At 62.3% G+C, this 19,857-nt stretch carries 16 protein-coding genes; 12 read left to right on the forward strand and 4 right to left on the reverse strand.

What is annotated here, in order from left to right; genetic code table 11:
* Positions 1 to 5 precede the first annotated feature (5 nt).
* Entirely contained in the window at positions 6 to 869 is an 864-nt protein-coding gene (gene tsf / locus QRN70_RS10050; RefSeq protein WP_285417392.1) for a translation elongation factor Ts, read from the reverse strand.
* Positions 870 to 1,059: 190 nt separating this feature from the next.
* Positions 1,060 to 1,797: a 30S ribosomal protein S2 gene (gene rpsB, locus QRN70_RS10055; RefSeq protein WP_008052780.1), complete on the reverse strand. Its 738-nt coding sequence runs from the start codon at positions 1,795 to 1,797 to the stop codon at positions 1,060 to 1,062.
* A gap of 375 nt (positions 1,798 to 2,172) precedes the next feature.
* Between rpsB and map the strand changes: the two genes are divergently transcribed.
* The 5 genes from map to QRN70_RS10080 all read left to right on the forward strand — a co-directional run bounded on the left by map (position 2,173) and on the right by QRN70_RS10080 (position 8,780).
* Positions 2,173 to 2,955: a type I methionyl aminopeptidase gene (gene map / locus QRN70_RS10060; protein WP_285417394.1), complete on the forward strand. Its 783-nt coding sequence runs from the start codon at positions 2,173 to 2,175 to the stop codon at positions 2,953 to 2,955.
* A gap of 46 nt (positions 2,956 to 3,001) precedes the next feature.
* Entirely contained in the window at positions 3,002 to 5,704 is a 2,703-nt protein-coding gene (locus QRN70_RS10065; RefSeq protein WP_285417395.1) for a [protein-PII] uridylyltransferase, read from the forward strand.
* 61 nt (positions 5,705 to 5,765) lie between these two features.
* Complete coding sequence (dapC, locus tag QRN70_RS10070; RefSeq protein WP_285417396.1) at positions 5,766 to 6,965, forward strand: succinyldiaminopimelate transaminase; 1,200 nt, start codon at positions 5,766 to 5,768, stop codon at positions 6,963 to 6,965.
* 168 nt (positions 6,966 to 7,133) lie between these two features.
* A complete protein-coding gene (locus tag QRN70_RS10075) occupies positions 7,134 to 7,859 on the forward strand; it encodes a M12 family metallopeptidase (RefSeq protein WP_285417397.1) in 726 nt (241 codons plus the stop codon).
* Between the two features lie 168 nt (positions 7,860 to 8,027).
* Entirely contained in the window at positions 8,028 to 8,780 is a 753-nt protein-coding gene (locus QRN70_RS10080) for a zinc metalloprotease (RefSeq protein ID WP_285417398.1), read from the forward strand.
* Between the two features lie 12 nt (positions 8,781 to 8,792).
* On the opposite strand, the gene QRN70_RS10085 is transcribed toward QRN70_RS10080, so the two are convergent.
* Positions 8,793 to 10,424, reverse strand: a complete 1,632-nt coding sequence (locus QRN70_RS10085) for a Na+/H+ antiporter (protein ID WP_285417400.1) — start codon at positions 10,422 to 10,424, stop codon at positions 8,793 to 8,795.
* 290 nt (positions 10,425 to 10,714) lie between these two features.
* Between QRN70_RS10085 and QRN70_RS10090 the strand changes: the two genes are divergently transcribed.
* From QRN70_RS10090 to QRN70_RS10105, 4 genes are all read left to right on the forward strand, one after another.
* Entirely contained in the window at positions 10,715 to 11,077 is a 363-nt protein-coding gene (locus QRN70_RS10090) for an ArsC family reductase (RefSeq protein WP_285417402.1), read from the forward strand.
* Positions 11,078 to 11,109: 32 nt separating this feature from the next.
* A complete protein-coding gene (dapD, locus tag QRN70_RS10095) occupies positions 11,110 to 12,144 on the forward strand; it encodes a 2,3,4,5-tetrahydropyridine-2,6-dicarboxylate N-succinyltransferase (protein WP_285417404.1) in 1,035 nt (344 codons plus the stop codon).
* Between the two features lie 131 nt (positions 12,145 to 12,275).
* Positions 12,276 to 13,481: an aminotransferase class V-fold PLP-dependent enzyme gene (locus QRN70_RS10100; RefSeq protein WP_285417406.1), complete on the forward strand. Its 1,206-nt coding sequence runs from the start codon at positions 12,276 to 12,278 to the stop codon at positions 13,479 to 13,481.
* The gene (locus QRN70_RS10105; protein WP_285417407.1) at positions 13,478 to 13,882 is read left to right on the forward strand and encodes a SufE family protein; all 405 of its coding nucleotides are present in this window, start codon (positions 13,478 to 13,480) and stop codon (positions 13,880 to 13,882) included. Before QRN70_RS10100 ends, QRN70_RS10105 begins: the two co-directional genes overlap by 4 nt.
* Before the next feature lie 88 nt (positions 13,883 to 13,970).
* Here the strand turns inward: QRN70_RS10105 and tcdA are convergent, their stop codons facing one another.
* Positions 13,971 to 14,789, reverse strand: a complete 819-nt coding sequence (tcdA, locus tag QRN70_RS10110) for a tRNA cyclic N6-threonylcarbamoyladenosine(37) synthase TcdA (RefSeq protein WP_285417408.1) — start codon at positions 14,787 to 14,789, stop codon at positions 13,971 to 13,973.
* A gap of 214 nt (positions 14,790 to 15,003) precedes the next feature.
* Between tcdA and QRN70_RS10115 the strand changes: the two genes are divergently transcribed.
* The 3 genes from QRN70_RS10115 (at position 15,004) to QRN70_RS10125 (ending at position 19,794) form a co-directional block, all read left to right on the forward strand.
* Complete coding sequence (locus tag QRN70_RS10115) at positions 15,004 to 17,595, forward strand: glycosyltransferase (RefSeq protein ID WP_285417410.1); 2,592 nt, start codon at positions 15,004 to 15,006, stop codon at positions 17,593 to 17,595.
* 238 nt (positions 17,596 to 17,833) lie between these two features.
* Entirely contained in the window at positions 17,834 to 18,985 is a 1,152-nt protein-coding gene (gene dapE / locus QRN70_RS10120; protein WP_285417411.1) for a succinyl-diaminopimelate desuccinylase, read from the forward strand.
* Positions 18,985 to 19,794 carry a putative RNA methyltransferase gene (locus QRN70_RS10125; protein WP_285417413.1) on the forward strand — a complete coding sequence of 270 codons (810 nt, stop codon included), beginning with the start codon at positions 18,985 to 18,987 and terminating at the stop codon, positions 19,792 to 19,794. The genes dapE and QRN70_RS10125 overlap by 1 nt, the downstream gene beginning before the upstream one ends.
* Positions 19,795 to 19,857 lie beyond the last annotated feature (63 nt).

Below are 19,857 nucleotides of genomic sequence, written 5' to 3' on the forward strand. Positions count from 1 at the left end.
CCGTCTTATTGCTTGGCGGCAGCCAGCTGGGCAGCAACTTCTTCAGCGAAGTTGTCGACCGGCTTCTCGATGCCTTCGCCTACTTTGAAGTAAGTGAAGGAAACGATTTCTGCGCCGCCTTTCTTGGCCAGCTCGCCAACCTTGATTTCAGGGTTCTTGACGAACGCCTGCTCAACCAGGCTCGCTTCTGCCAGGAACTTGCTGATACGGCCTTTGACCATGTTCTCAACAATGTTTTCTGGCTTGCCTTTGATTTTTTCTTCGTTCAGCTGCAGGAACACAGCTTTTTCACGCTCGATCGCTTCAGCCGAAACTTGCGAAGGCAGCAGGAACTCAGGGTTGCTTGCCGCTACGTGCATCGCGATGTCCTTGGCCAGCTCGACGTCGCCGCCTTTCAGGGCCACGACCACGCCGATCTTGTTGCCGTGCAGGTAGCTACCAACCACGTCACCTTCGATGCGAGCCAGGCGACGGATGTTGACGTTCTCGCCTACTTTGGCAACCAGTGCTTCGCGAGCAGCTTCTTGAGCAGCGATCAGCGGAGCCGCTTCGGTCAGCTTGTCAGCGAAGGCTTTTTCAACGCTGGCAGCAACGAAGTTCTTGAAGTCGTCTTGCAGAGCCAGGAAGTCGGTCTGCGAGTTCACTTCCAGGATAACGGCAGCCTTACCGTCGTCCTTGATTGCGATTGCGCCTTCAGCGGCAACGTTGCCAGCCTTTTTCGCAGCTTTGATGGCGCCCGAAGCACGCATGTCATCAATGGCTTTTTCGATGTCGCCGTCAGCCTTTTCCAGGGCTTTCTTGCAATCCATCATGCCTTCGCCGGTACGCTCGCGCAGTTCTTTGACCAACGCTGCAGTAATTGCTGCCATTTTCAAATTCCTCTTGGATAGGTTTTCAACCATTCCACCCGATCGAACGGGCGTTCAATTCGTCCCGAATCACCTTGTAGCCGCTGCACGTTACAGATGCTGTAACTGCGCCGCCGACAAATGGTTTTCGAGGTGGCAAAAAGGGGGCCAAGCCCCCTTTTTGCTTACTGAGTCAACGCCAGGGCGTCAATTACTCAGCTGCAGCCTGAGTTTCTTCAGCTGCGAATTCTACAGTGCCGCCAGCAACGTTGTTGCGACCACGGATCACTGCGTCAGCCATCGAACCCATGTACAGCTGGATGGCGCGGATGGCGTCATCGTTGCCTGGGATGATGTAGTCAACGCCTTCCGGGCTGCTGTTGGTATCGACAACGCCGATGACCGGGATGCCCAGCTTGTTGGCTTCGGTGATCGCGATGCGCTCGTGGTCAACGTCGATCACGAACAGTGCGTCTGGCAGACCGCCCATGTCCTTGATGCCGCCCAGGGAGCGATCCAGCTTCTCAAGATCGCGAGTGCGCATCAGCGCTTCTTTCTTGGTCAGCTTGGCGAAAGTACCGTCTTCGGCTTGTACTTCAAGGTCACGCAGACGCTTGATGGAAGCACGGATGGTCTTGAAGTTGGTCAGCATGCCGCCCAACCAGCGGTGATCGACGTACGGCGAACCGCAACGTGCTGCTTCTTCAGCAACGATCTTGCCAGCGGAACGCTTGGTGCCGACGAACAGAATCTTGTTTTTGCCCTGGGCCAGACGCTCTACGAAAGTCAGAGCTTCGTTGAACATTGGCAGGGTTTTTTCAAGGTTGATAATGTGAATCTTGTTACGCGCGCCGAAAATGTACTTGCCCATTTTCGGATTCCAGTAACGGGTTTGGTGACCGAAGTGCACACCGGCCTTCAGCATATCGCGCATGTTGACTTGGGACATGATAGTTCCTTGATAAGTCGGGTTGGGCCTCCACGTATCCCAATGACCAACCCCTGATCCGAGGATCAAAGGCACCCAGGCCATCGTGTCGACACGTGTGTGGGTTAGTGCTCCCGGAGCTATCCCCGGAAAGCGGCGCATTTTATACCACAGCAAGGGCACAAACGGAACCCGGAATCTGTAATCGCTTCAGGGACCTGCGCGCCGGCGCCATGGAATCGCGGTATCGCCTGCCATTGTATAGACACAAGCGCTGCACGCAGGCGCGGTTTTGCGCCTTTGGTCTGTTAGAATCGCGTTTTTCTCGGGTCGCAAAACGAACACCTGCGGCCCCACCCGTATCAACAAGCGCCGCCGAGCGCAGAGAGAGCCTGTATGACCGTCACCCTCAAAACCCCCGAGGACATCGCCGCCATGCGTGTCGCCGGCAAACTGGCCGCCGACGTGCTGGAAATGATTGCCGAACACGTCAAGCCGGGCGTGACCACCGATGAGCTGAACCAGATCTGCCACGACTACATCGTCAACGTGCAACAGGCCATCCCTGCCCCGCTCAACTACAAGGGCTACCCGAAGTCGATCTGCACCTCGATCAACCACGTGGTCTGCCACGGCATCCCGAACGACAAGCCGCTGAAGAACGGCGACACGCTGAACATCGACGTCACCGTGATCAAGGACGGCTACCACGGCGACACCAGCCGCATGTTCCACGTCGGCACCGTGCCGGTATGGGCCGAGCGCCTGTCGCAAGTCACCCAGGAATGCATGTACAAGGCGATCGAGATCGTCAAACCCGGCTGCCGTCTCGGCGACATCGGTGAAATCATCCAGAAGCATGCGGAAAAGAACGGCTTCTCGGTGGTGCGCGAGTTCTGCGGCCATGGCATCGGCAAGGTGTTCCACGAAGAACCGCAGATCCTCCACTACGGTCGTGCCGGCACCGGCATGGAACTGAAGGCCGGCATGACCTTCACCATCGAGCCGATGATCAACCAGGGCAAGGCGGACACCAAGGTCCTGGGTGACGGCTGGACCGCGATCACCAAGGACCGCAAGCTCTCGGCCCAGTGGGAACATACCCTGCTGGTCACCGACACCGGCTACGAGATCTTCACCCTGCGCAGCGACGACACGATCCCGCGCGTATCGGCCTGATCCCGGAAAACGCTCCCAGCCCATAGACAGAAAGGAAAGCCAATCGATGCCGCAGGTGGATCCCGAACTCTTCGACCGCGGCCAGTTCCAGGCTGAACTGGCCCTGAAAGCGAGCCCCATCGCCGCATTCAAGAAGGCGATCCGCCAGGCCCGTGAAGTGCTCGACGCGCGTTTTCGCAGCGGGCGCGACATTCGACGGCTGATCGAGGACCGCGCCTGGTTCGTCGACAACATCCTGCAAAAGGCCTGGGAGCAGTTCAACTGGAGCGAAGACGCCGATATCGCGCTGGTCGCGGTCGGCGGTTACGGGCGCGGCGAGCTGCACCCGTATTCCGACATTGACCTACTGATCCTGCTCGACAGCGCCGATCACGAAGTTTTCCGCGACTCCATCGAGCGTTTTCTGACGCTGCTGTGGGACATCGGCCTGGAAGTCGGGCAAAGCGTACGCTCGGTCGACGAATGCGCCGAAGAGGCCCGCGCCGACCTGACGGTGGTCACCAACCTGATCGAAAGCCGCACCATCTGCGGCCCCGAGCGTCTGCGCCAGCGCATGCTCGACGTCACCAGCACCGCCCACATGTGGCCGAGCAAGGAGTTCTTCCTGGCCAAGCGCGCCGAGCAGAAGGCCCGCCACCACAAATACAACGACACCGAATACAACCTGGAACCCAACGTCAAAGGCTCGCCCGGCGGCCTGCGCGATATCCAGACGATCCTCTGGGTTGCCCGGCGCCAGTACGGCACCCTGAACCTGCGCGCCCTGGCCGGCGAAGGTTTCCTGGTCGAGAGCGAAAATGCCCTGCTTGCCTCCTCCCAGGAATTTCTCTGGAAGGTGCGCTATGCCCTGCACATGCTTGCCGGCCGCGCCGAGGACCGCCTGCTGTTCGATCACCAGCGCACCATCGCCGGGCTGCTGGGGTTTGAAGGCGACGACGCGAAACAGGCCGTCGAAAACTTCATGCAACAGTATTTCCGCGTGGTGATGAGCATCGCCCAGCTCAGCGACCTGATCATCCAGCACTTCGAGGAAGTCATCCTCGCCCCGGAAGACGAGGCGCCGCCCCAGCCGATCAACGCGCGGTTCCAGCTGCACGACGGCTACATCGAGGCACGCAACGACAACGTGTTCCGTCGTACGCCGTTCGCCATGCTCGAGATCTTCGTGCTGATGGCCCAGCAGCCGGAAATCAAAGGCGTACGCGCCGACACCATTCGTCTGCTGCGGGAAAACCGCCACCTGATCGACGACAACTTCCGTAACGACATTCGCAACACCAGCCTGTTCATCGAGCTGTTCAAGTGCAAGATCGGCATCCACCGCAACCTGCGGCGGATGAACCGCTACGGCATCCTCGGCCGTTACCTGCCGGAGTTCGGCTTCATCGTCGGGCAGATGCAGCACGACCTGTTCCACATCTATACGGTCGATGCGCACACGCTGAATCTGATCAAGCACCTGCGCAAGCTGCAGTACACCCAGGTGTCGGAGAAATTCCCGCTGGCGGCCAAGCTCATGGCCAAGCTGCCCAAGCCCGAACTCATTTATATGGCGGGCCTGTATCACGATATCGGCAAGGGCCGGCACGGCGATCACTCGGAAATCGGCGCGGTCGATGCCGAGGCGTTCTGCCAGCGCCATCAACTACCTGTGTGGGACAGCCGGCTGATCGTCTGGCTGGTGCAGAACCACCTGGTGATGTCGACCACCGCCCAGCGCAAGGATCTGTCCGACCCGCAGGTGATCCACGACTTCGCCCAGGCTGTCGGCGATGAAACCCGCCTCGACTACCTGTACGTGCTGACCGTCGCCGACATCAACGCCACCAACCCGACCCTGTGGAATTCGTGGCGCGCCAGCCTGCTGCGCCAGCTCTACACCGAGACCAAGCGCGCCCTGCGCCGCGGCCTGGAAAACCCGGTGGATCGCGAAGAGCAGATCCGCCAGACCCAGAGCGCGGCGCTGGACATCCTGGTGCGCGGCGGCACCGACCCGGACGACGTCGAGCAGCTGTGGGCGCAACTGGGCGACGACTACTTCCTGCGTCACACCGCCGGCGACGTCGCCTGGCACAGCGACGCCATCCTCCAGCAGCCGGCCGATGGCGGGCCGCTGGTGCTGATCAAGGAAACCACCCAGCGCGAATTCGAGGGCGGTACGCAAATCTTCATCTATGCCCCGGACCAGCACGACTTCTTCGCCGTGACCGTGGCCGCGATGGACCAGCTCAACCTGAACATTCACGATGCCCGGGTCATCACCTCGAGCAGCCAGTTCACCCTCGACACCTACATCGTGCTCGACACCGATGGCGACTCGATCGGCGACAACCCGGCGCGGGTCAAGCAGATTCGCGACGGCCTGACCGAAGCCCTGCGCAACCCCGACGATTACCCGACGATCATCCAGCGCCGGGTGCCGCGCCAGCTCAAGCACTTCGCGTTCGCGCCACAGGTGACCATCCACAACGATGCCCAGCGACCGGTGACGGTGCTGGAGCTGACGGCACCGGATCGTCCGGGCCTGCTGGCGCGGGTCGGCGGGATTTTCCTCGAGTTCGATCTGTCGCTGCAGAACGCCAAGATCGCCACGCTGGGCGAACGGGTGGAAGACGTGTTCTTCATCACCGACGCGCACAACCAGCCGTTGTCCGATCCGTTGCTGTGCAGCCGTTTGCAGGACGCAATCGTCGAGCAACTGAGCGTTACTCAGGAACCTGATATCAAGCTGTCGCGCATCAGTATCTGATCCAACCATTTTCCCCTGTGGGCCGTGCCGGCAGGCGCCGCCCACATTGAACGAGGCCCTCATGAATAACGCTCTGAACCAGTTGCAGCCCTACCCGTTCGAAAAGCTCCGTGCCCTGCTCGGCAGCGTCACGCCGAACCCGGACAAGCGCCCGATCGCGCTGTCCATCGGCGAGCCGAAACACCGCTCGCCAAGCTTTGTCGCCGAGGCCCTGGCGAGCAACCTGGATCAGATGGCGGTCTACCCGACCACCCTCGGCATTCCGGCCCTGCGCGAAGCCATCGCGGCCTGGTGCGAGCGTCGTTTCCATGTGCCAGCGGGCTGGATCGATCCGGCGCGCAACGTGCTGCCGGTCAACGGCACCCGCGAGGCGCTGTTCGCTTTCACCCAGACCGTGGTCAACCGTGGCGACGACGCGCTGGTGGTCAGCCCGAACCCGTTCTATCAGATCTACGAAGGCGCGGCATTTCTCGCCGGGGCCAAGCCGCACTACCTGCCGTGCCTGGATGAAAACGGCTTCAACCCGGACTTCGACGCCGTGTCGGCGGACATCTGGAAGCGTTGCCAGATCCTGTTCCTGTGCTCGCCCGGCAACCCGACCGGTGCGCTGATTCCAGTCGAGACCCTGAAAAAGCTCATCGCCCTGGCCGACGAATACGACTTCGTGATCGCCGCCGACGAGTGCTACAGCGAGCTGTACTTCGACGAACAGACGCCACCGCCGGGCCTGCTCAGTGCCTGCGCCGAACTGGGTCGCCAGGATTTCAAGCGCTGCGTGGTGTTCCACAGCCTGTCCAAGCGTTCCAACCTGCCGGGCCTGCGTTCCGGCTTCGTCGCCGGCGATGCCGACATCCTCAAGGGCTTCCTGCTCTATCGCACCTACCATGGCTGCGCGATGCCGGTGCAGACACAACTGGCCAGCGTTGCCGCGTGGAACGACGAAGTGCACGTGCGCGCCAACCGTGCGCTGTATCGCGAGAAGTTCGACGCGGTCCTGGCGATCCTCGCCCCGGTAATGGACGTGCAGCGCCCGGACGGCAGCTTCTACCTGTGGCCGAACGTGCAAGGCGATGACGCGGCGTTCTGCCGTGACCTGTTCGCCGAGGAACACGTGACCGTGGTGCCGGGTTCGTACCTGTCGCGCGACGTCGACGACACCAACCCGGGCGCCGGCCGGGTGCGCATGGCGCTGGTCGCCCCGCTGGCCGAATGCGTGGAAGCGGCCGAGCGCATCCGCGACTTCGTCCTGCGTCGCCAGTAATACCCGGGGCCCGTGCCGGGCAATCCGGCACGGGCAATGCAAATATCGCGTTACAGTTGCAGCATTCCTGTACCCCTCCTTCCTCCCAGCCAAGGCTTAGTCTCGGGCCGCGCCGCTTGCTGCGCGTAAACAACGCCCTTACCACCCACTTCAAGGAAGAAGTCGACAATGCATCAACTGACAGACTGCCAACTTATCCAGTCGCCAGACGATCAAGCGGCTTACACCAGCGCCATCAATGAGAATCCGGCCAATGCCGGCACAACGGGCCGAACCCGGCGAAAACGCTCGTTGTTCAACTATTCAAAACTGTGGGCCAATGGTCGTACGTTGAAGATTGCCTTTCTGGATAATCCGCCCGCCGCACACAAACAGAAAATCATCGCCGCCGCCAGCCAATGGCTGCCCTACATCAACTTGAAGTTTGTCTTCGTCGATGATGAGGGCGACATCCGCATTGCTACCGGCAATAACGACAACAGTTCGATGCTTGGCACGGACGCCCTGCTGATCCACCCCGACCACCCCACGATGAACCTCGGCGTGCCGCCGGACCATGCCGATTTCGACGTGATCGTCATCCACGAATTCGGCCACGCCCTCGGTGCCATGCACGAGCACCAGCATCCACAGGCGAACATCCCGTGGGATAAACCCAAGGTCTACGCGTTCTATCAAAATCGTGAAATGAACCCGCTGAGCAAGACTCAGGTCGACCGAAACCTGTTCGCCACGTTCGACACATTGAGCGCGGTGCATACCGCCTACGACCGCAAGTCGGTCATGCATCATCCGGTGCCGAACAGCCTGACGCTGGGCGACTGGGAAGTCCCGATCAATCGCCGCATCAGCAAGAAAGACAAGCGCCTGATGCGCCTGCTCTATCCGAAATAAACTGCATACACGTGTGCCGGGCGCAATGCCCGGCAAACTTTCAATATCAAGTAAAACAACTGACCAACCACTGACTTTAATCAAGCCGCGTGCGCCGTTAACTTGAACCACCGGAACAACTCTTCCGGACACCGACATGCAGTCAACTACAAGTACGGACACTTAATCATGAACTTCGCAATGCCCTGCCTTACCGATACTTCAATCAATCTGCAGGCTTCCTATCAAGTGGCCATAAACGAAAACCCGGCCAACCAGAGATCCACTGCAGCCGCGCGCAAAAAACGCGCGGCCGGCAACCACGCACACTTCTGGGCGCCGGGGCGCACGCTGCGCATTGCCTTCGTCAGCGGCGACCAGGCGTTCAAGGACGCCGTCATCGCAGCAGCCAGCGCCTGGCAGCCACACATCAATCTGTTGCTGGAGTTCGTCGAGGGCTCGGCAGGCGAAATCCGCATCAGCAGCACGCCCGGGGTGTACTGGTCGGCCATCGGCACCAATGCCCTGCTGATCGAGGAAGGCCCGACAATGCACCTGTCGCCGGATCTGCACGCACCAGCGATTTTCGCCGCCAGTGTGCTGCATGAATTCGGCCATGCCCTGGGCGCCGAGCATGAGCATCTGCACCCCGAATCGAACATTCCGTGGAACAAAGCGGCGGTCTACGCGGCACATGGGGTGGCGGCGGACGCCGACGAGGATGATTACGCCCGCCGCGCGGTCGACGAGCGCTACTTCAACCTGCTCGATGCCAGCCAATTCGACTATTCGCCGTACGACCCGCAGTCGATCATGCACTACCCGGTGCGCCAGGACTGGACCCTGGGCGACTTCCGGATTGACCTCAACCGGGTGCTCAGCGAAAAGGACAAGGCGTCCATGGCCAAGGCCTATCCGCACCCCGTTGCCCAGAGCGCCTGATCCCGCCTGCGTCTATTTGACCTGACCGAGATTGGCCTCGCTCAAGTCCAGTTCGCCAAGCACCTCACGCAGCACGTCATCACCGATCTGGTGCTGACGGCTGAGGCTGTACAGTTCCAGACGCTGCGCGCGCAGGGCCTTGAGCCGCAGGCGGCGCTCCAGCAGATCCATCTGGAAGGCCAGCGCCTGGGCTTCGGCCGAGTCGTTGAACACCTCGAGCTGATGGCGATATTCGGACATGATCCGCGCTTTCAGTTCTGCCGAGAGTGCCGCCTGCGCGGCGTCCTGCGGGATGACCTCCTCGGTTTCCAGCGCATGGATGGCCGCTTCGGCGGTCTTGCGCCAGGCGTCACGGACTTCCTGGCGCCGTTTGTCGTCCGGGCTTTTTTCGATGCCGCGCAACAACAGCGGCAAGGCAATGCACGCCGCCACCAGCGACAGTAGGATCACCCCGGCGGCGATGAAGATCAGCAGGTCACGCTCGGGGAATGCCTCGGTGCCCATCAGCATCGGCACCGACATCACACCGGCCAGCGTCACCGCCCCGCGCACACCACCGACCGTCAGCAGCCAGCAGGAGCGTGCGGTAGGCACCTGGGTCAGATCGCCCTTGCCGCGCAACCGCCGCAACAGCACCGACAAACGCCAGATGCTCTGTACCCAGACAAACCGCAACAGCACCAGGGCGAGGAAAATCGCCAGGACGTCGAGGCAGCGGTAGAACAGCGTCGGCCACAACGACGGTTCGTGGCTGACCACCGCTTTGATGATGTCCGGCAATTGCAGGCCGAGCAGGAGGAAGATCAGCCCGTTGAAAGCGAACTCCAGCAACGACCAGACGCTGCGATTGAGCAGACGGGTGCTGGTCTGCCGAGGCAACAGATCGAGCCAGCTCTGCATCATCCCCGCCGCGACCGCCGAGAGGATGCCCGAGGCCCCCAGCCGTTCCGCCAGCACATACGCGGCGAACGGCAGGAGCAACATGAACACCACGTGAGTCGCCGGATCATCCCAGCCACGGGCGATCATCCACGCGCGCAAGCGCCCGACCAGCCAGCTCAGCGCCACGCCGACCGCCAGCCCGCCGAGCGCCACCAGGACGAAGGTCAGGCTGGCATTGGCCAGGGAAAACGCCCCGGTCACCGCGGCGGCGAGGGCAAACTTGAACGTCACCAAGCCCGACGCGTCATTCATCAGCGCCTCGCCCTGCAACATGTGCATCAGCGGCGTGGGCAAGCGGTTCTGGGCAATCGCCGACACCGCCACGGCGTCGGTCGGCGACAGCACCGCCGCCAGCGCAAACGCGACGGGCAGTGGAATGGTCGGCAGCAGCCAGTGAATGAAGTATCCGGCGCCGACCACCGTGAACAGCACCAGGCCCACGGCCAGGGTCAGCACCGGCCCGCGCAGGCGCCACAATTCGCGCTTGGGCATGCGCCAGCCGTCGGAGAACAACAGCGGCGGCAGGAACAGAAACAGGAACAATTCGGGATCGAGGGCGACGTGCAGGCCGAGGGTCGGCCACGCCAGCAAGGCGCCGGCGGCAATCTGCACCAGGGGCAGCGGCAACGGGATGACCCGTCCGACCAGTCGCGAAACGCTGACCAGCATCAGCAGGATGAGGACGGTATAAGCGGTTTGCATAAAGCGGAAATCTCAGACAATCGACAGCGTTGAACTGCCATATTAGCCGCTTAGCATGGCGCTGACCGTTGCACCTATGTCGCAGCCCTGTCGCAAATCCCTTGTGGGAGCGGGCTTGCTCGCGAATGCGCTGTCTCATGCAACAGAGATATTGCCTGACATGACCCCTTCGCGAGCAGGCTCGCTCCCACCGGTTTTGCAGCGTTACGACAACCGTGGCCGACGAAACGCGTTGGTCATGGCATAATCCCACACCATTTTTTTCCAGCACCTGTAAAGGGGGCAATTCCTTGACCGTTTCAAGTAAAACGTTGCACCTTTTCGGCATCAAAGCCTGCGACACCATGAAAAAGGCGCGCACCTGGCTCGATGAACACGCTGTCAGCTACGACTTCCACGATTACAAGACCGCCGGCATCGACCGTGAGCACCTGACCCAATGGTGTGACGAACACGGCTGGCAAACGGTGTTGAACCGCGCCGGCACGACCTTTCGCAAGCTCGACGACGAACGCAAAGCCGATCTCGACCAGTCGAAAGCCATCGACCTGATGCTCGCCCAACCCTCGATGATCAAGCGCCCGGTGCTCGATCTCGGTGACCGAACCCTGATTGGCTTCAAGCCAGACATCTACGCGGCCGCGCTCAAGTAAGCAGCCCGTCATTTATTGCTAGAGGTATTCACATGTCCAAGTCCCTGTTCAGCATCGCCTTTGGTGTCGGCACGCAAAATCGTCAAGGCGCGTGGCTGGAAGTGTTCTACGCGCAGCCGCTGCTCAACCCGTCCGCCGAGCTGGTCGCCGCCGTGGCGCCGATCCTCGGTTACAGCGAAGGCAACCAGGCCATCACCTTCACCACCGCGCAGGCCGCACAACTGGCAGAAGCGGTCAAAGGCATCGACGCCGTGCAAGGCAAGCTGCTGACCCGTCTGGCCGAGAGCCACAAGCCGCTGGTCGCCACCCTGCTGGCCGAAGACGCGCAGCTGACCTCGACGCCTGAGGCGTACCTCAAGCTGCACCTGCTGTCGCACCGTCTGGTCAAGCCGCATGGCGTGAGCCTGGCCGGGATCTTCCCGCTGCTGCCGAACGTGGCCTGGACCAGCCAGGGCGCGATCGACCTGAGCGAACTGGCCGAGCTGCAACTCGAAGCCCGTCTGCGTGGCGAGCTGCTGGAAGTGTTCTCGGTGGACAAGTTCCCGAAAATGACCGACTACGTGGTCCCGGCCGGCGTGCGTATCGCTGACGCCGCGCGTCTGCGCCTGGGTGCGTACGTGGGCGAAGGCACCACCGTGATGCACGAAGGCTTCATCAACTTCAACGCCGGCACCGAAGGCCCGGGCATGATCGAAGGCCGCGTTTCCGCTGGCGTATTCGTCGGCAAGGGTTCGGACCTGGGCGGCGGCTGCTCGACCATGGGCACCCTGTCGGGTGGCGGCAACATCGTGATCAAGGTCGGCGAAGGCTGCCTGATCGGCGCCAACGCCGGTATCGGTATCCCGCTGGGCGACCGCAACACCGTCGAGTCGGGCCTGTACGTGACCGCCGGCACCAAGGTCGCGCTGCTGGACGAGCACAACAATCTGGTCAAGGTGGTGAAGGCGCGTGAGCTGGCCGGGCAGACCGACCTGCTGTTCCGTCGCAATTCAGAAACCGGTGCCGTGGAGTGCAAGACCCACAAATCGGCCATCGAACTGAACGAAGCGCTGCACGCTCACAACTAAGCAGCACATTGATAATCTGTGGGAGCGAGCTGGCTCGCGAAGCTTTTTGGCGTCCTCGAGGACGCCTTCGCGAGCCAGCTCGCTCCCACAGTGTCTTGTGTACCCCCGCCCAAGTTCACAGGGCTGAAAAGATGATGATTCCCTCCCTCTGGCGCGCCGATTTTCCAGCCATCGCCGCCCTGCAACGGCAAGACCAGACCTACCTGGACAACGCCGCCACCACGCAAAAACCCCAGGCCCTGCTCGATGCGCTGGCGCATTACTACGCCAACGGTGCCGCCAACGTGCATCGCGCGCAGCATCTGCCCGGCGCCCATGCGACGCAGGCGTTCGAAGACAGCCGGCTCAAGGTTGCCCAATGGCTGAATGCCGCAGACAGCGGGCACATCGTCTTCACCCACGGCGCCACCAGTGCGCTGAACCTCCTGGCTTATGGCCTCGAGCATCTCTTCCAGCCGGGCGATGAAATTGTCATCAGCGCCCTGGAGCATCACGCCAACCTGCTGCCGTGGCAGCAACTGGCGCAACGTCGCGAACTGAAACTGGTCATTCTGCCGCTGGACGCCGACGGTCTGATCGACCTCGGCGCCGCCCTGCGCCTGATCGGTCCGCGCACGCGCTTGCTGGCGGTCAGCCAGTTGTCCAACGTGCTCGGTGCCTGGCAACCGCTGCCGGCGCTGCTGGCGATGGCCAAGGCGCAGAACGCTCTGACCGTGGTCGATGGCGCGCAGGGCGTGGTGCACGGACGGCATGACGTGCAGGCCCTGGGCTGCGACTTTTATGTGTTCTCCAGCCACAAGCTGTACGGCCCCGACGGTCTCGGCGTGCTGTTCGGGCGCCATCGTGCGCTTGCACAACTGAAACCGTGGCAGTTCGGCGGCGAAATGGTGATGGAAGCCCATTACCACGACGCACGCTTTCGTCCGGCACCGCTGGGTTTCGAAGCGGGCACACCACCGATCGCCAGCGTGATCGGCCTCGGCGCGACCCTCGATTACCTCGCCGGGCTGGATGCGGACGCGGTAGCCGCCCACGAAGCGGCGCTGCACGACTACCTGCTGCGCGGCCTCGCCGCGCGCAACGGCATTCGCCTGCTCGGCAAGCCGCAACTGGCGCTGGCCAGTTTTGTCGTCGAAGGCGTGCACAACGCCGATCTCGCGCACCTGCTGACCGAGCAAGGCATCGCCGTACGCGCCGGGCACCACTGCGCCATGCCGTTGCTGAAAAGCTTCGAACTGGCCGGAGCGATTCGTGTGTCGCTGGCGCTGTACAACGATTCCGAAGATCTGGAGCGCTTCTTTGAAGCGCTGGATCAGGCCCTGGAGCTGTTGCGATGAGCCTGCCGGTCGAAGCCGCCGAAGCGCTGCAAACGTTTCACAACGCCGCCGGTTGGGAACAACGGGCGCGGCTGTTGATGCAGTTCGGCGATCGTCTGCCGCCGTTGAGCGATGCCGACCAATGCGACGCCAATCGGGTGCACGGCTGTGAGAGCCAGGTGTGGCTGGTGGGCGAGTTGCGCGACGGTCACTGGCAATTCGCAGCGAGCAGCGATGCGCGGCTGATTCGCGGATTGGTGGCGTTGCTGCTGGTGCGGGTCAACGGCTTGTCGGCCGCTGAATTGCAGCAGGTTGATCTGCCGGACTGGTTCAATCAGCTAGGTCTTTCGCGGCAACTCTCGCCATCGCGCAGCAATGGCTTGAATGCCGTGCTCAAGCGGATGAATGAGTTGGCCGATTAATCGCTTTCGCGAGCAGGCTCGCTCCCACAGGGGAATGCATTTCAATGTGGGAGCGAGCCTGCTCGCGAAGAGGTCCTAAGCCGCAGAATCAAGCCTGCGGCTTGGCCCGATCCGCCGGGCGCCGCACACCCGCGACAATCTTGTCCACCGCCTTGGTCGCCGCGACCATGCCGAACGTCGCCGTGACCATCATCACCGCGCCAAAGCCGCCCGCGCAGTCCAGCTTGACCCCGTCGCCGACAAAACTCTTCTGCAGGCAAATGCTGCCATCCGGTTTCGGGTAGCGCAGTTGTTCGGTGGAGAACACGCACGGCACGCTGTAATGGCGGGTGACGGTGCGCGAGAAGCCGTAGTCGCGGCGCAGGGTCGAACGCACTTTCGAGGCCAGCGGATCGTTGAAGGTGCGGTTCAGATCGCAGACCTGGATCAGCGTCGGATCGATCTGCCCGCCGGCGCCGCCCGTGGTGATGATCTGGATCTTGCGCCGCTTGCACCAGGCAATCAGCGCGGCCTTGGCGTTGACGCTGTCGATGCAGTCGATCACGCAGTCGATGTGCGGCGTGATGTACTCAGCCATGGTGTCGCGGGTGACGAAATCCGCCACGGCGTGCACGGTGCAGTCCGGGTTGATCCCGCGCAGGCGCTCGGCCATCACCTCGACCTTGGGTTTGCCGACGGTGCTGTCCAGCGCATGCAACTGGCGGTTGGCATTGCTGACGCAGACGTCGTCGAGGTCGAACAGCGAAATCTCGCCGACGCCGCAACGGGCCATGGCTTCCGCCGCCCAGGAGCCGACACCACCGACGCCGACGATCGCCACATGGGCGGCGCGCAGGCGCTCCAGGCCCTCGATGCCATACAAACGGGCGATGCCTGCAAACCGCGGATCTTCTGTACTCATGACCATTACCCCAAAAACCGGCGCGCATTATAGGGCCACGCCGCGACAAGTTTTAAGCTTCGCGCTAAAAGTGTAAGAACTTAAGTCAAAGCGGGTTGCCCAATATCGGGCATTTCCCTGTCTTGTGTACGACTAGTGGAGTGCCGGTGTAGGATTCGCGCCCTTTTGGCGTAAGCCGATCCGTTCCTTCGTTCCACAGCCTTTGGAACCCGAAACAGCTATGTCATCGCGTAAATTTGGACTCAACCTGGTGGTGGTTCTGGCAATCGCCGCCCTGTTCACCGGCTTCTGGGCGCTGATCAACCGCCCGGTTTCTGCGCCGAACTGGCCGGAGCAGATCTCCGGCTTCTCCTACTCGCCGTTCCAGCAGGGCCAATTCCCACAGAGGGATCAGTATCCCTCCGACGAGGAAATGCGCCGCGACCTGGAAATCATGAGCAAGCTGACGGACAACATCCGCATCTACTCGGTCGACGGCACGCTGCAAGACATCCCGAAACTGGCCGAGGAATTCGGCCTGCGCGTGACCCTGGGGATCTGGATCAGCCCCGACCAGGAACGCAACGAGCGGGAAATCCAGCGCGCCATCGAACTGGCCAACACCTCGCGCAGCGTCGTTCGCGTGGTCGTCGGCAACGAAGCGATCTTCCGCAAGGAAATCACCGCCGAACAACTCAGCGTCCTGCTCGATCGCGTCCGCGCAGCGGTCAAGGTGCCGGTGACGACCTCCGAACAGTGGCACGTCTGGGAAGAACACCCGGAACTGGCCAAGCACGTCGACCTGATCGCCGCGCACGTCCTGCCCTACTGGGAATTCATTCCGGTGGACAAGGCCGGGCAGTTCGTCTTCGACCGCGCCCGTGACCTGAAAAAACTGTTCCCGAAAAAACCGCTGCTGCTTTCCGAAGTGGGCTGGCCGAGCAACGGCCGCATGCGCGGTGGCGCCGATGCGTCGCCAGCGGATCAGGCAATCTATTTGCGCACGCTGGTCAACAAACTCAACCGCCAGGGCTTCAACTACTTCGTCATCGAAGCGTTCGACCAGCCGTGGAAGGCCAGCGATGAAGGTTCGGTCGGCGCGTACTGGGGCGTGTTCAACGCCGCGCGCCAGCAGAAATTCAATTTCGAAGGCCCGGTAGTGGCGATTCCGCAATGGCGGGTGCTGGCGATCGGCTCGGTGGTGCTGGCGCTGCTTTCGCTGACCCTGCTGATGATCGACGGCTCGGCCCTGCGCCAGCGCGGGCGGACCTTCCTGACCTTTATCGCGTTCCTCTGCGGTTCGGTGCTGGTGTGGATCGGTTACGACTACAGCCAGCAATACAGCACCTGGTTCAGTCTGACCGTGGGCTTCCTGCTCGCGCTCGGTGCGCTGGGCGTGTTCATCGTCCTGCTGACCGAGGCTCACGAACTGGCCGAAGCGGTGTGGATCCACAAGCGCCGGCGTGAATTCCTGCCGGTGATCGGCGACTCCGACTACCGGCCGAAAGTGTCGATCCATGTGCCCTGCTACAACGAGCCGCCGGAGATGGTCAAACAGACCCTCAACGCCCTGGCCAACCTCGACTATCCGGATTTCGAAGTCCTGATCATCGACAACAACACCAAGGACCCGGCAGTGTGGGAGCCGGTGCGCGATTACTGCGCAACCCTCGGCCCGCGCTTCAAGTTCTTCCACGTCTCGCCCCTGGCCGGGTTCAAGGGCGGCGCGCTGAACTACCTGATTCCGCACACCGCCAAGGACGCCGAAGTGATCGCGGTGATCGACTCCGACTACTGCGTGCACCCGAACTGGCTCAAGCACATGGTGCCGCACTTCGCCGATCCGAAAATCGCCGTGGTGCAGTCGCCGCAGGATTACCGCGACCAGAACGAAAGCACGTTCAAAAAGCTCTGCTACGCCGAATACAAAGGCTTCTTCCACATCGGCATGGTCACGCGCAACGACCGCGACGCGATCATTCAGCACGGCACCATGACCATGACCCGGCGTTCGGTTCTGGAAGAACTGGGCTGGGCCGACTGGTGTATCTGCGAAGACGCCGAGCTCGGCCTGCGCGTGTTCGAAAAAGGCCTGTCGGCGGCGTACTACCACGACAGCTACGGCAAGGGTCTGATGCCGGATACCTTCATCGACTTCAAGAAACAGCGTTTCCGCTGGGCCTACGGAGCGATCCAGATCATCAAGCGCCACACCCGCAGCCTGCTGCGCGGCAAGGACACCGAGCTGACTCGCGGCCAGCGTTACCACTTCCTCGCCGGCTGGCTGCCGTGGGTGGCGGATGGCATGAACATCTTCTTTACCGTTGGCGCGTTGCTGTGGTCGGCGGCGATGATCATCGTGCCGCAACGGGTCGACCCGCCGCTGCTGATTTTTGCGATTCCACCGCTGGCGCTGTTCGTGTTCAAGGTCGGCAAGATCATCTTCCTCTACCGTCGCGCCGTGGGCGTGAATCTCAAGGATGCGTTCTGCGCGGCACTGGCCGGGCTGGCGTTGTCGCACACCATCGCCAAAGCGGTGCTGTACGGCTTCTTCACCAGCAGCATTCCGTTCTTCCGCACGCCGAAAAACGCCGATAACCACGGTTTCTGGGTGGCAATTTCCGAGGCCCGCGAAGAGCTGTTCATCATGCTGCTGCTGTGGGGCGCGGCGCTGGGGATCTTCCTGGTGCAGGGCATTCCAAGCAACGACATGCGCTTCTGGGTGGCCATGCTGCTGGTGCAGTCGCTGCCCTACGTGGCGGCGCTGATCATGGCGTTCCTCTCGTCGCTGCCGAAACCGGCCACTGCGCCGGAAGCGGCACCGGCGGTCTAAATCCTGCGCGAAGCACTAAACGGCGGCCAATGGTCGCCGTTTTGCTTTAAGATAACCGCCATTTTGCGGGGCTTGGCGGGATACCGGTCTGACTGACCGCCCCCTATCCCCTGTGGGAGCGAGCCTGCTCGCGAAGGCTTTGTAACATTCAACCTTTATGTTGACTGACACAGCGCATTCGCGAGCAGGCTCGCTCCCACATTGGCCCTCGCTCAAATTCATGACCCCGGAGTTTTCCATGACGGCCCACGCCGACCTTTCGCCGACCCTTCAACTCGCCATCGACCTGATCCGCCGTCCGTCGGTGACGCCGGTCGACGCCGATTGCCAGAAGCAGATGATGCAGCGCCTGGGCGATGCCGGTTTCACCCTCGAGCCGATGCGCATCGAAGATGTGGATAACTTTTGGGCCACCCACGGTAGCCACGACGGTCCGGTGCTGTGCTTCGCCGGCCACACCGACGTGGTGCCGACCGGCCCGGTGACCGCATGGCAGATCGACCCGTTCAACGCCGTGATCGACGAGCACGGCATGCTCTGCGGCCGTGGCGCTGCGGACATGAAGGGCAGCCTGGCGTCGATGACCGTGGCCGCCGAACGCTTCGTCGCCGACTACCCGAACCACAAGGGCAAGGTCGCGTTCCTCATCACCAGCGACGAAGAAGGCCCGGCGCACCACGGCACCAAGGCAGTGGTCGAGCGCCTGGCAGCGCGCAACGAGCGCCTGGACTGGTGCATCGTCGGCGAACCGTCGAGCACCACCCTGGTCGGTGACGTGGTGAAGAACGGCCGTCGCGGCTCGCTCGGCGCCAAACTGACGGTGCGCGGCGTGCAGGGCCACGTGGCCTATCCGCACCTGGCGAAGAACCCGATCCACCTCGCGGCCCCGGCCCTGGCCGAACTGGCCGCCGAGCACTGGGACCACGGCAACGATTTCTTCCCGCCGACCAGTTTCCAGATCTCCAACGTCAACTCCGGCACTGGCGCGACCAACGTGATCCCGGGCGACCTGGTGGCGTTGTTCAACTTCCGCTTCTCCACCGAATCGACAGTCGAAGGCCTGCAGAAACGCGTGGCCGACATCCTCGACAAGCACGGCCTGGACTGGCACATCGACTGGGCGCTGTCCGGCCTGCCATTCCTCACCGAGCCGGGCGCGCTGCTCGACGCGGTGTCGTCGAGCATCAAGGACATCACCGGCCGCGAGACCAAGGCGTCGACCAGCGGCGGCACCTCCGATGGTCGTTTCATCGCGACCATGGGCACCCAGGTGGTTGAGCTCGGCCCGGTCAACGCGACCATCCACCAGGTCAACGAACGCGTGCTGGCGGCCGATCTCGACGTGCTGACCGAGATCTACTACCAGACCCTGATCAAGTTGCTCGCCTGATGCTCGCGTGCCCGATCTGCAGTGAGCCGCTGAACGCGGTGGACAACGGTGTGGTGTGCCCGGCGGGCCACCGTTTCGACCGCGCGCGTCAGGGCTACCTGAACCTGTTGCCGGTGCAGCACAAGAACAGTCGCGACCCTGGCGACAACCAGGCGATGGTCGAGGCCCGCCGCGACTTCCTCAACGCCGGGCATTACGCGCCGGTGGCCAAGCGTCTGGCCGAGCTGGCGGCGGGTTATGCGCCGGCACGCTGGGTCGACATCGGCTGTGGCGAGGGTTACTACACCGCGCAGATCGCCGAGGCCCTGCCGGACGCCGATGGCTATGCGCTGGACATTTCGAAGGAAGCGGTCAAACGCGCCTGCAAGCGTAATCCGGCGATTAGCTGGTTGATTGCCAGCATGGCCCGCGTGCCCTTGGCGTCGGGCAGTTGCCAGTTCCTCGCCAGCGTCTTCAGTCCGCTGGACTGGGCAGAAGCCAAGCGCCTGCTCAGCGTCGGCGGCGGCCTGATGAAGGTCGGTCCGACCAGCGGTCACCTGATGGAATTGCGTGAACGCCTGTACGACGAAGTGCGCGAGTACACCGACGACAAGCACCTGGCCCTGGTGCCGCAAGGCATGGCGCTGGCGCACAGCGAAACCCTGGAATTCACTCTGACGCTGGACAAGCCCGAGGATCGCGCCAACCTGCTGGCGATGACGCCCCACGGCTGGCGCGCCAGTGCCGAGCGTCGCGCGGCGGTGATCGAGCAGGCCGAGCCTTTCGTGACCACGGTGTCGATGCGCTACGATTATTTCGTTCTTCAATAACTTTTTGGCTGCGGGCGAGTGCCCGTGGCCGGCTAAATCCGCGAATGGATTTTTCAGACCCGC

The sequence above is a fragment of the Pseudomonas sp. efr-133-TYG-5 genome, assembly GCF_030209175.1.
Classification (GTDB): domain Bacteria; phylum Pseudomonadota; class Gammaproteobacteria; order Pseudomonadales; family Pseudomonadaceae; genus Aquipseudomonas.